This window comes from Microcystis flos-aquae FACHB-1344, assembly GCF_014698375.1.
Classification (GTDB): domain Bacteria; phylum Cyanobacteriota; class Cyanobacteriia; order Cyanobacteriales; family Microcystaceae; genus Microcystis; species Microcystis aeruginosa.
Genome location: NZ_JACJSW010000019.1, coordinates 1 through 14,521 on the forward strand (window position 1 = coordinate 1; position 14,521 = coordinate 14,521).

15 protein-coding genes and 1 pseudogene are annotated in these 14,521 nt (G+C 44.3%); 7 read left to right on the plus strand and 9 right to left on the minus strand.

The annotated features are described in order from the left end of the window. Positions 1 to 110: 110 nt before the first annotated feature. The 3 genes and pseudogenes from H6G48_RS00745 to H6G48_RS00755 form a co-directional block, all read right to left on the minus strand. Positions 111 to 313, minus strand: a pseudogene (locus H6G48_RS00745) (ISL3 family transposase); the annotation flags it as partial. A gap of 271 nt (positions 314 to 584) precedes the next feature. Beyond that, entirely contained in the window at positions 585 to 917 is a 333-nt protein-coding gene (locus H6G48_RS00750; protein WP_190718106.1) for a hypothetical protein, read from the minus strand. A gap of 253 nt (positions 918 to 1,170) precedes the next feature. Then, positions 1,171 to 2,166 (minus strand): L-lactate dehydrogenase, encoded by a 996-nt coding sequence (locus tag H6G48_RS00755; protein WP_190718109.1) that lies wholly within the window; start codon positions 2,164 to 2,166, stop codon positions 1,171 to 1,173. Between the two features lie 235 nt (positions 2,167 to 2,401). On the opposite strand from H6G48_RS00755, the gene H6G48_RS00760 reads away from it, so the two are divergent. Beyond that, positions 2,402 to 2,743 (plus strand): DUF952 domain-containing protein, encoded by a 342-nt coding sequence (locus tag H6G48_RS00760; protein ID WP_190718114.1) that lies wholly within the window; start codon positions 2,402 to 2,404, stop codon positions 2,741 to 2,743. Here H6G48_RS00760 and H6G48_RS00765 read toward each other — a convergent pair. Beyond that, complete coding sequence (locus H6G48_RS00765) at positions 2,720 to 4,033, minus strand: cytosine deaminase (RefSeq protein ID WP_190718116.1); 1,314 nt, start codon at positions 4,031 to 4,033, stop codon at positions 2,720 to 2,722. The genes H6G48_RS00760 and H6G48_RS00765 overlap by 24 nt on opposite strands. 437 nt (positions 4,034 to 4,470) lie before the next feature. Continuing rightward, positions 4,471 to 5,358: a 7,8-didemethyl-8-hydroxy-5-deazariboflavin synthase subunit CofG gene (gene cofG / locus H6G48_RS00770; protein WP_190718119.1), complete on the minus strand. Its 888-nt coding sequence runs from the start codon at positions 5,356 to 5,358 to the stop codon at positions 4,471 to 4,473. 112 nt (positions 5,359 to 5,470) lie between these two features. Between cofG and H6G48_RS00775 the strand changes: the two genes are divergently transcribed. Continuing rightward, positions 5,471 to 7,135, plus strand: coding sequence for a transglutaminase domain-containing protein (locus H6G48_RS00775; protein ID WP_190718122.1), 1,665 nt, complete (start codon positions 5,471 to 5,473; stop codon positions 7,133 to 7,135). Here H6G48_RS00775 and H6G48_RS00780 read toward each other — a convergent pair. From H6G48_RS00780 to H6G48_RS00790, 3 genes are all read right to left on the minus strand, one after another. Next, complete coding sequence (locus H6G48_RS00780) at positions 7,132 to 7,398, minus strand: hypothetical protein (protein WP_190718125.1); 267 nt, start codon at positions 7,396 to 7,398, stop codon at positions 7,132 to 7,134. The genes H6G48_RS00775 and H6G48_RS00780 overlap by 4 nt on opposite strands. Positions 7,399 to 7,602: 204 nt before the next feature. Then, positions 7,603 to 8,190: a hypothetical protein gene (locus H6G48_RS00785; protein WP_190718128.1), complete on the minus strand. Its 588-nt coding sequence runs from the start codon at positions 8,188 to 8,190 to the stop codon at positions 7,603 to 7,605. After that, entirely contained in the window at positions 8,180 to 8,452 is a 273-nt protein-coding gene (locus H6G48_RS00790) for a hypothetical protein (RefSeq protein WP_190718131.1), read from the minus strand. Before H6G48_RS00790 ends, H6G48_RS00785 begins: the two co-directional genes overlap by 11 nt. Positions 8,453 to 8,747: 295 nt before the next feature. Between H6G48_RS00790 and H6G48_RS00795 the strand changes: the two genes are divergently transcribed. From H6G48_RS00795 to H6G48_RS00805, 3 genes are all read left to right on the plus strand, one after another. After that, positions 8,748 to 9,458, plus strand: a complete 711-nt coding sequence (locus H6G48_RS00795) for a sirohydrochlorin chelatase (protein ID WP_190718193.1) — start codon at positions 8,748 to 8,750, stop codon at positions 9,456 to 9,458. After that, complete coding sequence (gene folK, locus H6G48_RS00800; protein ID WP_052588148.1) at positions 9,455 to 9,919, plus strand: 2-amino-4-hydroxy-6-hydroxymethyldihydropteridine diphosphokinase; 465 nt, start codon at positions 9,455 to 9,457, stop codon at positions 9,917 to 9,919. The genes H6G48_RS00795 and folK overlap by 4 nt, the downstream gene beginning before the upstream one ends. 244 nt (positions 9,920 to 10,163) lie before the next feature. Next, on the plus strand, positions 10,164 to 11,528 hold the full coding sequence (locus H6G48_RS00805) for a GTP-binding protein (protein ID WP_190718133.1): 1,365 nt from the start codon (positions 10,164 to 10,166) through the stop codon (positions 11,526 to 11,528). 44 nt (positions 11,529 to 11,572) lie between these two features. Here the strand turns inward: H6G48_RS00805 and H6G48_RS00810 are convergent, their stop codons facing one another. Beyond that, on the minus strand, positions 11,573 to 11,725 hold the full coding sequence (locus H6G48_RS00810) for a hypothetical protein (RefSeq protein ID WP_190718136.1): 153 nt from the start codon (positions 11,723 to 11,725) through the stop codon (positions 11,573 to 11,575). Positions 11,726 to 11,855: 130 nt separating this feature from the next. Here H6G48_RS00810 and H6G48_RS00815 point away from each other — a divergent pair, with 130 nt between their 5' ends. Then, positions 11,856 to 12,413 (plus strand): hypothetical protein, encoded by a 558-nt coding sequence (locus H6G48_RS00815; protein ID WP_190718140.1) that lies wholly within the window; start codon positions 11,856 to 11,858, stop codon positions 12,411 to 12,413. A 212-nt stretch (positions 12,414 to 12,625) separates the two neighbouring features. Next, positions 12,626 to 14,479, plus strand: coding sequence for a peptidoglycan D,D-transpeptidase FtsI family protein (locus H6G48_RS00820; RefSeq protein WP_190718142.1), 1,854 nt, complete (start codon positions 12,626 to 12,628; stop codon positions 14,477 to 14,479). Positions 14,480 to 14,521 lie beyond the last annotated feature (42 nt).

Genomic DNA, 14,521 nt, shown 5'->3' on the forward strand with positions numbered 1-14,521 from the left:
ATCGATAATTTTTTGGCGAAAATCTACGGAATAGGGTCTCATAGGAAGCTGGTAAGTTCTATTATTTGTCTATTTGCTTTCTATTGTACCTCATAGCTCCAAGAATTGCTATATACTCGATTGCCTAATCTTGACAAATCTCTGACTAGATTATACTCTGTCTGATTGATTCTGTCCAAGGTTTGATGGCAATTCGGACATTCAATTGTTTCATTTAAAAGAGCGAGCTTTAGGAAAATTGTCTGAGCAATTTTTTGATAATTGACCACTGTTACATTTGGTAAATCGAGGAGTTGACAAAATTTATCCACATAACCCACCTCCTGTTCTGTGTTACCATTATACCATGCTCACACAGAACCTAGAAGAGCCTTCCTTTTCCATGCCTTAAACACATTATCTTCTTCGTTTTTAAATCAATAATCACCTGCGTCTTACCCAATTACCCAACAATCACTTGCCTCAATGAATGGACATGGTGCTACTACTAGAAAAAAAAGAGGTGCGTTACATTTCATTAACGCACCCTACCAGAGCTACCAGAGCGGCGTGCTGCTACCCAGTGCCTTCGGCATCGCACTTTTTTATTTTATAGACCGCTTAAAGGCACTTAACGAAAATATAGAAAACAAGGCAATAAGTGCAACAAAAACTTGCTGAATTGCAATGGAAAGGGGAGCAAATGCCAGCAAACCAACTAGAACTAGAGCTAAGATTGAAAAGTAAAATCCAATCAATTGTGATTGCTTATTTTTACTGTAAGAAGGTTGTCCTTGTGTATTCATATTGTAATTTTGTTGCCTTACACTTGCTGGGGTAAATTCTCCATTAAGAGTGGTAATGCTATTGGGAAAGTTGTATTGAACCTTATACATCTGACGCGGTTCTTCTTGGAGATGTGCAATAACGTTACTCAAGATTTGAAAAAGTATTTCCTGATTAGGTTCTGATTTAATAGCTTCACTAAGTTCTATACAACAAGCTGAAATAAAATAGACTTTTCGGGAAGTCTAGCACTAATTGCTTCAGTCCACCCCACAATTACCTAATTTTCGGGGAAAAAGTGCCTAAAATTTCCCCTCGATCGCTCTTATGTCTGGCACTTTTTCAGGGCAAAAAATCTAAAATCTTACCCAACAATGTTTTTAGATTTATTCAGCCAACCCTCAGTTAAATTTCGAGTTGATCGATTAAATCGCGCATGATTTTGGCCGAATTATGTAACTGTTGGGTTTCTCTGGGACTGAGAGCAAGATTCAGAGTTTTAATCACTCCTTTCTCGTTAACCACCGAGGGAATACTTAAACACACATCTTTGAGACCGTATTGACCATCGAGGAGAGTGCTAATAGTCAGAATTCTTTCTTGGGAACGTAAAATCGCTTTAACGATATCCGTGGTAGCTAAACCGATCGCATAGCTAGTATAACCCTTGCGTTTGATAATTTCATAGGCGGCGTTTTTAACCTGAAGAAAAATTTCTGTTAAGCTTTCTTGGTCGGCCGCGCTTAAATCCTGCCAATCTCCTTCGAGTAACCTTGCTCCTCCGATATTGGCCGAACTCCAGACAGCAAGCTCACTATCCCCGTGTTCACCGATAATATAAGCGTGGACGTTACGCGCATCTACATGGAGTTGGGTGGATAAAAGAGAGCGTAAACGGCCAGAATCTAGCACCGTACCCGAACCAATCACCCTAGAAGGCGGAAAATTGGTGATTTTCAAGGTAACATAGGTCATGATATCGACGGGATTACTCACCACCAAAATCAAAGCACTGGGGCAGTAAACAGCCACATCCTCCAGAATACGGCGAAAAATCGCCACATTTCGCTCAAGGAGATGTAATCTGGTTTCTCCCTCTTTTTGGGCAGCCCCGGCAGTAATAATCACCACATCGGCATTTTGTCCCACATCGGCCACGGTTCCCATTTTCAAGTCTGTGGGTTCAATAAAAGGCATTCCGTGCCTTAAATCCATCACTTCCCCTTCGACTTTATCCGTGGCGATATCTTGCAGAATTAATTCATCAAAACAGTCTTGAATTAACATCGAGTAAGCGCAGGCCATCCCCACCTGACCAACACCGATAATTACCCCCTTGCGAGGACGCAGCGGCGCGGGTTTTTCAGCGTAGGGATTGGGAGTAAATATTTTATCTAGCATAGATTTTTGCAGTTACTGGCTCGGTAAGCTCATTTTAAGGGGAAAAGGTTAATATCAGGTAAAAGGAGACTATCAAGAGATTTTGAGGCCATTATCGGCAATTTTTTTCTGGTAATTGGTCGGACAAATTTCTTGTCTTTATTCCCTGACCCCTAGTTTAAGAGAATTGAGGGCCGCTGACAGCTTCAGGCTATATCCTAAAATTAGGGATAAAGTGACAGTAGGAGGCGAACCGATGATCTATCACATCACCACAGAAAGAGGTTGGCAAATAGCTCGTGAAATGGGGGAATATCGGGCGTATTCCCTAAAAAATGAGGGATTTATCCATTGCTCCACCTTAGAACAAATTCCGAAAGTTGTGGCCGCTTTTTATCAAAATCAGCCAGATTTGCTGGTTTTAGCCATTTCTCTCGAACAATTGCAGTCCCCGGTCAAATGGGAGCAGCCCCAACATCCTAACCCAGAAAATGCCACTCTAGAGCTAGAAAAAGAGACCTTTCCCCATATTTACGGTGCTATCAACCTAGAATCGGTGGTTTTTGTCAAACCCTTACAGGATTTGCTCAATTCCTAGAACTAAATCATCTAACTCTTGGTAATCGGGGAGAGTAGTATCGATGCTCAACCCGCGCCGAATCACGAGGCGATCCCACTGTGGTCGCGATAATAGCTCGCTAAAGTAGCGAGCCTTGAAAATTAACAAATTTGCCTCTAGACCCGTCTTAATGCGCCCTAAATGGGGCAATCCGAGCAGATTTGCTGGGGTGAGGGTGACACTATTTACCCAGTCAGCGTAGGGTGTGTCGAGATGGGCAATCCGCACCGCTTGGGTAAAGACTTCTAAACCATCGTGATCCCCAAAACCATAAAAGGGATCGCGACAGTTATCACTGGCAAAAGCCACCGGAATTCCCGCTTTTTTCATCTCTTTTACCTTAGTTGTCCCGCGCCAAAAGGGGGTTTTTTCCTCTTGACGATCCTGTAGGTAGAGATTGCACATCGGCAAGCTAACGATAGCAATGCCCGCATTTTTGACTAAATTTAGGGTTTCTTGGATTATTTCAGGGGATTGTACCGCTAAACTGCAACAGTGACCACAGATGATTTGTCCGTCAAATTGCTCTTTGATAGCAGTACGGGCGATCGCTGCTAAACAGGTAGAATCGGAATCGCCGTTTTCATCCAGATGAAAATCGAGATTTAAACCCCTTTCTTGGGCTAATTTGAAGCTAATATCAATTTGTGCCTGTAAATCGGGATTTGTGTAGGCTACTCCCCCTAATATGCCCCCAAATTCGGCAATTTTATCGGCTAAGGCCGCTCCCTCGGAGGTTTGATAGTAGTCAAGGGAAACTAGAGAAACCGCTTGCAGGGTGATTTTACCGGCCCATTGTCGTTGCAATTCTGCCAAAGCAGTTAAGCTAATCTGTGCCTGTTGACCAAAAGAGTCGATATGGGTGCGAATAGCCGCAGTTCCATGGGCATAACTGCATTTAACGCCGAATTCCATGCGACGATACACATCCTCTAAGCGCCACTCCCGTCGGGAATCCTCTAGGGCCATTTTTAAGGCGCTGTCAAAAGTGCCATCATGGTTAGGACAACGATGCCAACTATGACCTTTATCGAGATGGGTGTGCATATCAACAAAGCAAGGAAAAACAATCTTTTTTTTGAGGTCAATAACGGGAATATTATCTTCGGGGGGGATTGTTGAGGTGATGCGATTAATGTAACCGTCATTAATTTCCAGATTAACTAAGGTTAATCCCTCGGAGGTTTGGGGAGAGAAACTCTCATTTTCTAGCAGGGAAACGGGAATATGAGCATTTTTGAGCCAGTAGCGCTCGCTTGAGGGAATCATAAGACCTCTGGTAAAAATCAAAAATTGTTGTTAGGGTTAGGAGTCGGTTGTCGGTGCATCTCACATTTGCAGGAATACCGACAATCAGCAATTATCAGTAACTCTTAGATGATTACAAATGTATCAGCAGCCGCGTGTAAGCATCCCACCGAAAAACTAATGCGCTCCGGGGTTTGGGGGCGGCGCCACGCCCCCAACGGGGGGTTTGGGGGGTTCTACCCCCCAAAAGCTTGGATTGAGTGATAAAATCGGAAGTAATGCCCGATCTTAGCCGAGAGTTTCCCCGTAAAAATCCCAATTGGTAGATTGACAAAAATGAGATGCAGCCTCGGTCGTCGGTTGTCAGGAGAATTAAGAATGAATAATAATCAATTAAGGGGTATTAAGTAAGGATTGTTAAATGGCATCAACAGTGCTATCTTTTCCCTGATTACTGATTACTGATAAACCGGTAGTCGCGCCTTTAATTCCCAGCCATAAATTGCTAAAAATTCCTTTAATTTATCGGGGTGTAAATGGAGGTAATCGGGATTAACTTCATCGATAAGGCCAATACCGCCTAAATCCCGCGCTCCTGCCGCTAAACAATCCAAGAGAAAAAGAGGATCGGGTACTAAATTCGGGGGAATTTGAATGACAATATCTGGGGGCAAAATTTCCCTAGCTTGTCTAACCAGATCGGGTAATTTTTGCAGATCAAAAGGATTATTTTGCCACTGTTCTCTTTTGCCCGGATTGTAGGGTTGTAGGATCACTTCTTGAATATGTCCCCAACGTTGATGAATAGTGGCAATAGTTTCTAAGGTTACTAAGCGATCGCATTCTGTTTCACCAATTCCTAATAATAAACCCGTGGTAAAAGGAATTCCTAATTCTCCCGCCCATTGTAACTGCTCTAAGCGCAGGGATGGCACTTTACTGGGGGCATGACGATGGACGGTATCTAATAAAGTCACCGTCATTTGTTCTAACATTATGCCCATAGATAGATTGACATTTTTCAGTTTTTCCATCTCGGCAAAAGTTAAAATCCCCGCATTGGTATGGGGATAAAAACCCATATTTAAAGCCAATGCTGCTAAATTATAAATATGCCGAAACCATGACTCTCGATTGGCTGCTAAAGGATGAACTTCGCCGCTAAGAATTAAAATTTCCGTAATTTCCGAACCCTGCAAAGCAGTTAAAATCTCTTTGGCCTTGTCTAGACTTAACCAGCCATCAGTGCCTAAATCCCTGCGAAAATTACAATAACTGCAACGATTGAAACACTCGTAGGTAGGTACAAGGGTATGAGAGGGACTATAGGTGACAATTCTTGACATTTTTTTCGGAATTGGAGTTCATTACGAGCATTCAAGGGCGATAAAATTTGCTATCGTGGGAAGAATTGCTGTTTTATTCACTTAAAAACGCTCTCCCTTTTCGCTTCCTCCTATGATTTTCGATCCTGCCAGTCTTCCCTCCCATCGTCAAACGATTCGTCCGATTAGCGCCACGGCCCTGCACGGAATTGTATTTCAAGATAACAAATTAATCGCTATCGACGCAAAAAACGGCTATTTATACCAAATTGCCCTCGATACTGGTCATACAACTGTACTTAATTCCCATCGCTGGCAAGAATTCGTCGGGACGACGGGATTGGCCATCGATGATCAAAATAACCTCTGGTTTACTACCCGCGAAAATCTCTACTGCTGCACTCTCGAAGATTTTACCCCGAAATTTTTTACCCGTCTTCCCTACACCGCTAACGGAGTCGCCGTAACTGGTAACACAATTTATGTCACTTGTCAACGTTCTGGACAAATCTTTATATTTGATCGCCAATCGGGACAGGAAATTACTCGTTTGTACGCGCCGGGTATCGGCATCGAAAATATCACCATTCGCGGGGAAGAACTTTGGCTAACGGATACCCTAGAACAAACGGTTTACTGTCTTGATCGCGCCACGGGAGAACAGCTTTTTAGCATGATAACTCCTTTTGAATCACCGACGGGATTAGCATTTTATCGCGATGCGAACAGTGGCAAGGATATCTTATATGTGGCCTATGCTTTCCAAGAACCCTTTATCCGCGATAATCCCAATTCCGAACAGGTTTACGAACTTAGTTATCGTCCGCGTACTTTTGTCCATCCTCTATATTTTCACTACGATCCCGCTAAAAAATACGCCCTTTCTAATGGTTATCTGATTGAATTATCCTACGTCGAGGAATTGGAACCTCTATATAATATCGAACTAAAAGATGTGGAATGGCGCATCGCTTTACCCCTAGAAACACCGCGGCAAAAAATTCGCAGCGTCGAAGCGGTGGGATTGCCTTTTACTGAAGAAATTCAGGATGGGCAGCGGGTGGCAGTATTTAAGTTCAAGCAAATAACCGCCAAACAACGTCATATTTTTGGTTGGAAAGTGGTCTTAGAAGTGTGGGGAATTAAATACCAAATTACTCCCAAAGATTGCGAAGATTTACCACCCTTACCCGCCGATTTTCCCGATCGCTATTTGATCGATAATGATGATCTGGCTATGAATACAGAAATTATCCTCAATGCTGCCCAAGAAGCGATCGGTCGGGAAACCAATCTACTCAGAAAAGTTTATAGTATTCGTAACTACGTCTATGATCAGCTTTCCTACGGCATCAAACCCAACATCGACACCCCCGATATTGCCCTGCGGCGCGGAGTGGGTTCCTGTGGCGAATATGTGGGTTTATTATTGGCTTTGTGTCGTCTCAATGGTATTGCCTGTCGTACGGTAGGACGTTATAAATGCCCACCCCATCCCCTCGAACGTAATTTACCCCTCGAACCGGATTACAATCACGTCTGGATGGAATTTTATCTGCCCTCTATCGGTTGGGTTCCCATGGAGTCCAATCCCGATGATATTTTTGAAGGTGGTCCCTATCCCAATCGTTTCTTTATGGGTTTAGCTTGGTATCATACGGAAATTGCCAAAGATATCCCCTTTGAACGAATGCTCAGTCAAGGACAACCGGTGTTAAAAACCCAAGTTCCCATCGGCGATTTAGCGATTAATCACGTTCAATTTATCATTCTTGAGGAATTAGCCCCAAAAGACTAGAATTCTGAGCCATCATCTAGGATGCCCATTTCTCTGTCTCTTTCTTCTTTGAGTTCTTTGACCATTTGTAAACCCGCACCCACACAGAAGCCTAGGGCTGCTCCGGCACTGGCAAAATAACGTCCATAGATGATTTGATAGTTATAGGGATTTTTATAGTTGACTTGGCTGGGATTGCGTTCAATGCGGCTAATGCCATAACCGATACCTGCCCCGACTAAAGCCGTCACTAGGCCTGAAAATAGAACTAGACGAAAGTTCATGATCTTATCTCCCGATGGACTCTGACTTTAGATTATCGCTGAAAATTAGTTCCTGGCAAGCGATCGCAATAATTCGTTATCAAGTGAACCAAATCGCCCACAAAGCTAGAACTGTGGATAGGAAACCATAGGATTTATCGAATCGTCAAAAAACCAATCTTTCCCTATAGGTAGTTATTGGTAAAAGTTAAGGTGATTTATCTATTACCAGACTTTTTTTACTCCTGTAGGTAAACCAACTCGCATAAAAAATCTAGCGAAAGCTTGAGATAAATGTTCACGATAGGGAGGACGTAAACGAAGTCGAGGTTGCTGTTTATTTTGCAAGAAGGATTCCAAAAAAGTCCTCGGCAAAGTGTACACATCATGAAAATCAACTATTCGATGAGTTAATTTTAGGTTGCCAATTTCCCCTTCGTTGAGCATAGAAAGATTCCATATATAACCATTTTTAATATCATCACAATATCTCCCCCACGCCTTGGCCGTAGGATTTTGTTTCATATTGTTCATTGTCTGTTCCCAATATTCTTGATATTGGCTGAGAGCAAAGTGAGGGCAAAGGATGACATTATTGACTTTCTTGTTTTCTAAGTCGCAGCCTTGGGTGATAACAACCAGATCAATCTCAGCTACTTCCACTAAGGATCGAAGTGTTTCAATTTCTGTTTGATTGCTTACCTCAACAGATTTAGAAGCCCAACGAACCACAGGACAATTAAGAATAATATCCCCTTGGGTTAACTCAACATTTGCATCTACCGCCTCATACCAAAGGTCATTAGTTATCATCTTCGATTCGAGAATTATCAATTATAACACAAGGTTTCCAAGTGGATTTTTCCTGAGATTTAATGTTTACTTCTTCGGAAAATAAGATTTTCGTTTGATGAGAAACTACAAAAACTCCTCGACAATCCAGTTCATCATCATCTTCTGCTGCTGCGTCTATCCGGCAAGATTCTGATGATAAAGCTGTGGGTAATTTTACCACTTCTATCAAGGGTGGTTGTTCGTAGGAGGGTAATTGTTTACTGTCTGTTTCCACTTTCACGTTAACTGCCTCGTTGACTAAGTTGGGCGATTAATTAGGTTATACCTCAATATCTAGACTAACTCAAGGCGGCGGGCTGATTTGCTCACACTTTACATCCCGTAAAATGGTAGCACTTGGGTCTAGTGGGGAGGTTTTTCCGCTACCAGCTAAATCGAGAATATCAGGGGCATTGATGCCTAAAGGGAGAGAAAATGTATTAGGCTAAAAACTAAACTATTTTGGCAAGATTTCTTTGAAGACCTCCTCAGCCTACTTATTGGTTTTCCACGGTAGTCGCGATCCGCGTCCAGCCATGGCGGTGACACGATTAGCAGCCTTAGTTCAGGAAAAAATCAGTCAACCCGCCGAAAGATTGGCGAGTAAATCGGAGTTTAGCCCACCTATAGCGGTTCTAGAAGCAGATAATCGGGTATTAGTAGGGACTGCCGCCCTAGAATTAGCGATAACACCTCTCCATCAACAAATAGAAGCTTTTGCCCAACAAGCGCAAAGCCAAGGATGTAACCGGTTGCAGATTATCCCCCTGTTTCTCCTGTCGGGGGTTCACGTTAAAGAAGATATTCCCGCGGCCGTGGCCAAAGTGCGAGCGCCAATTAAGCTAGAGTTAAAGCCCCATTTAGGCAGTTATCAGGGCATAAAATCGCTGTTATCCCGACAATTTGCCGATTTAAGCCACCAAGACCGCATTTTACTGTCCCACGGTAGTCGTCGCCCCGGGGGTAATCGGGAAGTGGAAAATCTAGCGGCGTTTTCTGGGGCAATTACAGCTTATTGGTCGATAGAACCGAGTTTATCCCAACAAATCGGGAGTTTAATCGCTCAAGGTAGCCAAAAAATCGCTATACTGCCCTATTTCCTCTTTGCTGGTGGAATTACGGATGCGATCGAAGCTCAAGTTTTTGACATATCACAAAAGCATCCAAATGTCAATATATTTTTAGGTGAATCTTTGGGGGCGACGGGGGAATTAGCCGAGATTATTGTTGAGGAAGGATGTGGATGAAGCGGGCAGCGATCGCTTTGGGCGGTAATTTAGGGGATTCAGCGACAATTTTAGGGCAAGCTTTAGGGGAATTAGAGCGAGTCAAAGGAATTAAACTAGAAGCTCATTCCCAATGGTATCAAACCGCAGCCGTCGGCCCTCCTCAGCCCGATTATCTCAACGGTTGCGCCATTGTGCAAGTGGATTTATCGCCCTTAGATTTACTGCATAAATTATTAGAAATCGAGCAGTTATTCGGGAGAGTCCGACGGGAAAGATGGGGACCGCGTACCCTCGATTTAGACTTAATATTTTATGATGACCTGATCTTAGAAACGCCCGAATTACAGATACCCCATCCCCGCTGCCGAGAACGGGCCTTCGTGCTGCTTCCCCTGGCAGAAATTGCCCCCGATTGGCGAGATCCCGTAACCGGAAAAACTATCCTTCAGCTATTGGGGCAATTGGGATTGGCGGAGTAGGATGTTAGGTGTTGGGGTTTTAGGGTTTTAGGGTTTTAGGGTTTTAGTTGAAATTCCCCCATCTCTCCTGCTCCCCACTTCCCCACTTCCCCACTTCCCCAACTCCCCACCACCCCACTACCCCACTTCCCCACCTCCCCACTTCCCCACCTCCCCTAACCCCAAATAACCGCGTCTCAGTTACCGCCCCGAAACTCTACAATAAAGGCAGCAGCAGCATCAATAAACAGTAAAAAAATCAACCGTGACCAAGACCCCATCCCTCGAGGAAACTCATTACAATCAGGCTAAAGCTAGTTTACAACAGGCCTTAACTTGGTATGCCAGTTTTCGCCGCCATTGGAATTATCCCCCCGATCCCCAACTTCAGGCCGCCGTTAAACAGGATTTGCAGTCCCTAAAATCGGCCTTGCATAAACTGGATGAAACAGTGATTCGGGTGGCAGCCTTCGGGTTAGTCAGTCGCGGTAAATCCTCGGTGGTAAACGCTTTAGTCGGTCAAAAAGTCCTGGCAACCGGACCCCTGCACGGGGTGACACGCTGGCCGCGATCGGTGCGTTGGACACCAGCCACGGGTAAAATTCAGATAGAATTAATCGATACCCCCGGATTGGATGAGATTGAAGGGGAAGCGCGGGCGAATATGGCCAGAGAAGTCGCTAAAAGTGCCGATTTAATTTTATTTATCGTCGCGGGGGATATTACCCGCACTGAATACGAGGCCTTGGCAGAATTGCGCCAGGCGAAAAAACCGATCATTTTGGTGTTTAATAAGATTGATCTCTATCCGGAAGCCGATCGCCGCCAGATTTTTCAGCAGTTACAGAGATTAGGAACCAATCGGGACGAAAAAACGTTAGAAGATTTGTTAACTAGCGATGAGATAGTTATGGTAGCCGCCGAACCGCAACCGATTCCCGTCCGGGTGGAATACCCCGATGGGTGCGTGGTGACTGAGTGGGAAACCCCTCCCCCCCAAATTGAGGAGCTGCAAGATAAACTCTTAACGATTTTAAATCGGGAAGGGCGATCGCTGCTGGCCTTAAATGCTCTAGTGCAAGGGCAAGAAGCGGAGGAAAATATCGCTAGAAAAACCCTGGAACTCCGGGACAGTCAAGCGGAGGAAATTATCTGGCAATACGCGAAATATAAGGCTTTAGCGATTGCGGCCAATCCGATCGCTATTTTAGACCTACTAGGGGCTTCAATCGTCGATTTAACTCTAGTTCGGGCTTTAGCTCGTTTGTACGGCTTGCCGATTACCAGTCACCAAGCTGGTCAACTCTGGCGGACTCTACTTTTGAGTAGTGCGGGGTTGCTGGTGGGGGAAATCCTCAGCACTGTGATTATCGGTTTGGGCAAAACGGCGGCGGCAGCGGCGAGTATTTTTGAAAATCCCACCTCTTTAACCCTCTACGGTAGCACCGCTCTCTTACAGGGAGCAATTGCCGCTTATGGAACCTATATCATCGGGAAAGCCGCTAAAATCTATCTAGAACGCGGTTGTAGTTGGGGGGCATCCGGACCGAGTACGGTGATCAATCAAATTCTCGCTCAAGTTCATCCGCAAACTATTTTATATCGTTTACGTCTAGAACTAGAACAGTGATTTTAAAGGAAAAAGTAAAAAGGAAAAAAGGCAACAGTGATCAATTAAATATGGTTCTTCGTTACTTGGCATGGTTCGATCGGATGGCATAAATCGACTAAATTCTTATCTGGCAAGAGACTTAATTGATTAGTTCGTTTTAGAGCGAAAACAATTGACAAAAATCGCAGCCATGTCTTTCTATATAATGGTTTCATCCCTTATAACCCCGTCCATTGCATAACACGAACCACTGACGACCGACTCCTGACTACTGATGACCGACTCCTAATTTTAGAAACTTAATTTTTGACAACGACAACTAGCTAGAAATATTGAGAGAAAATCATGTCTGCTGCCCATAAGTCCTATATTCCCGTTCCCGTTCCTAGCCAAAAAAGCCAAGGGAGTCAACGTCGTCCCCAGTCGCGGGTAACTCCCCCCAACCCCACTACTAAACCAGTTACTCAATCCTCCCCGACTCCCACCGTCAAACCGACGACTAAATCGGTGGCGAGAGTTCCCGTGGCCCCGACACAAAAACAATTAGCCTCGCGTCAATTACGTTCCCTTTGCCTCCTAGAAAGAATAGTGGCCGTGATTACTTTTTGTCTGTTGGGTTCGACTCTGGGAATATATGCTTGGACGGTATATATTCCCAAGGTTTGGGACAAAGAATTTGGTAAACTGGAAACACTGCAACGTCACGAGCGCCATCTTTTGTCCACCAATGAAACCCTTAAACATCAACTAGCTCAACAAGCAGAAAAACCCGAAACCGGATTAACTCATCCCCAACCCTTCCAAACTATCTTTTTACAGCGTAAATCTGCCCCTAACCTGAAACCTGCCAACGCTTCTCAACCCCAATCTACCGTCAATTCTCGACCGAGAAGTGCCTATTAACAGTTATCAGTTATCAGTTATCAGTTATCAGTTATCAGATGTGAGTTTTTAAGTGTGCAGTATTAAATAGAAGTTTCCTACTGTCTGTTTACTGATTACTGATTACTGATTACTGTTTACTGTTTACTGATTACTGTTCACTGGTTACTGCTTACTGATTACTGTTCACTGGTTACTGCTTACTGTTCACTGGTTACTGAAAGATACTGCTCATGACTGACACAAAAAGACCCAGATTTAGAGGTAAAAAAACTCGATCGCCCTCTGGCAGGATCCGGGACAGAAAGTCCTATTTAAACGCCAAAAAACGGCAAAAAAAGTTAAAAAATTGGCCTTTGAGTAACGGGCGATTGGTGGCGGTGTGGTTGATTTTAGTCATGGGTATTGTGGGTTTAGCTTGGCGATTGTACCAGTTGCAAATAGTACAAGGACAGGAGTTGCAAAAAAGAGCCAGACAACAGCAAACTACCAGTATTAGACCCTATATTCCCCGACGGGCGATCGTCGATAGTAATGGTAATGTTTTGGCGACCGATCGCTTGATTTATACTCTTTATGTACACCCAAAACTGTTTGCGATTCCGCCGGCAGAAGTGGCTGATAAATTAGCTCCTTTATTAAATATTCCCAGTAATCAACTGATTCAAAAATTTAAAGAAAAAGAAACAGGAATTCGTTTAGCCAATCAATTAACCGAATCCGTGGCTAGGGGCTTAAAACAATTATCTCTTGACGGTGTAGAATTAGAGGAAAAGTACGCTCGTTATTATCCCCAAGACGATGTGGCAGCCGACGTGATTGGCTATGTAGATAAAGAACATCGTGGTCAAGCAGGATTAGAGAGAGGTTCCAGTCAGTTATTAGAAAGAGATCCCTTTTCTGTCAATACAAGACGCATGGGAGACGGGCGAATTTTACCAGCTTTTGTTCCCCATGGTATCTTTCAATTTGATGAATTACAGTTAGAAGTAACCCTCGATTTAAAACTACAAAGAGCGGCGCGGACGGCCCTACGAGAACAGCTAAAAAAATTTAATGCTAAACGGGGAGCCGTCATCGTCATGGACTCCCTTGATGGTTCTCTTTTAGCCCTAGTTTGTGAGCCAACTTTTAACCCCAACGAATACTATAAAGCCAATGTGGCTCTATTTAAAAATTGGACCGTAGCCGATCAGTACGAACCGGGGTCAACTTTTAAACCAATTATTGTCGCCATGGCCATGGAAGCGGGGGCAATTAAAGCTAGTACGGTAGTCAATGATCCGGGGGCAATTACTGTCGGTCCCTGGACGATTAAAAATGCCTCTAAACAGGGTTATGGGGCGCTAGATATGGCCAGAGTTCTGCAAACCTCTAGTAACGTGGCCATGGTGCAAATTGCCCAAAAAATGGGGCGAGTTGATTTCTATAAAAGTTTATTAGGATTGGAAATAAATCAAAGGGTTGGCGTAGATTTACCCGGAGAAGTGGCAGGATATCTCAAACCCGAACAAGAATTTCTGGATAATGCCATTGAATCGGCCACCGCTTCCTTTGGTCAAGGTTTATCCCTAACGCCTTTAAAATTAGTACAGTTGCACGGTGCGCTGGCCAATGGTGGCACCTTAGTAACTCCCCATGTGATCAAAGGATTAGCCGACGACCGCGGCCGTTTGCACTGGCGGCCCGGTTATCCCAGCAAAAAAGTCTTTTCTCCCACCGTGGCCCGGCAAGTGGTGGAAATGATGGAAACCGTCGTCAGCAAGGGGACGGGGGTAGCGGCCCAAATCCCCGGTTATCGCATCGGAGGCAAAACGGGAACCGCACAAAAAGCTAGTCCGACGGGGGGTTATCTACCTAACGCCAAAATTACCAGTTTTGTGGCGATTTTACCGATCGAATCGCCCCGTTATGTGGTTTTGGTGGTGGTGGATGAACCCAAGGGTGCCAATACTTTTGGCTCCACTGTTGCCGCTCCAGTGGCAAAAACGGTGATGAATACGCTCATTTCCCTCAAAGGTATCCCCCCCACCTCCAAGGTCGTTCCGGCGGGTTCTGCGACCAATAAACCCCCGCGGCACGATTAATTTAAGTCTTTTTGAAAGAGGCTTTATTTAACAAAGCACAGA

Coding starts and splice junctions, on each gene's coding strand:
- H6G48_RS00820 (WP_190718142.1), top strand. CDS start 12,626: ATGACTGACACAAAAAGACCCAGATTTAGAGGTAAAAAAACTCGATCG.
- H6G48_RS00760 (WP_190718114.1), top strand. CDS start 2,402: ATGATCTATCACATCACCACAGAAAGAGGTTGGCAAATAGCTCGTGAA.
- H6G48_RS00765 (WP_190718116.1), bottom strand. CDS start 4,033: ATGATTCCCTCAAGCGAGCGCTACTGGCTCAAAAATGCTCATATTCCC.
- H6G48_RS00810 (WP_190718136.1), bottom strand. CDS start 11,725: ATGAAACCATTATATAGAAAGACATGGCTGCGATTTTTGTCAATTGTT.
- cofG (WP_190718119.1), bottom strand. CDS start 5,358: ATGTCAAGAATTGTCACCTATAGTCCCTCTCATACCCTTGTACCTACC.
- H6G48_RS00775 (WP_190718122.1), top strand. CDS start 5,471: ATGATTTTCGATCCTGCCAGTCTTCCCTCCCATCGTCAAACGATTCGT.
- H6G48_RS00795 (WP_190718193.1), top strand. CDS start 8,748: ATGGCGGTGACACGATTAGCAGCCTTAGTTCAGGAAAAAATCAGTCAA.
- folK (WP_052588148.1), top strand. CDS start 9,455: ATGAAGCGGGCAGCGATCGCTTTGGGCGGTAATTTAGGGGATTCAGCG.
- H6G48_RS00755 (WP_190718109.1), bottom strand. CDS start 2,166: ATGCTAGATAAAATATTTACTCCCAATCCCTACGCTGAAAAACCCGCG.
- H6G48_RS00785 (WP_190718128.1), bottom strand. CDS start 8,190: ATGATAACTAATGACCTTTGGTATGAGGCGGTAGATGCAAATGTTGAG.
- H6G48_RS00780 (WP_190718125.1), bottom strand. CDS start 7,398: ATGAACTTTCGTCTAGTTCTATTTTCAGGCCTAGTGACGGCTTTAGTC.
- H6G48_RS00815 (WP_190718140.1), top strand. CDS start 11,856: ATGTCTGCTGCCCATAAGTCCTATATTCCCGTTCCCGTTCCTAGCCAA.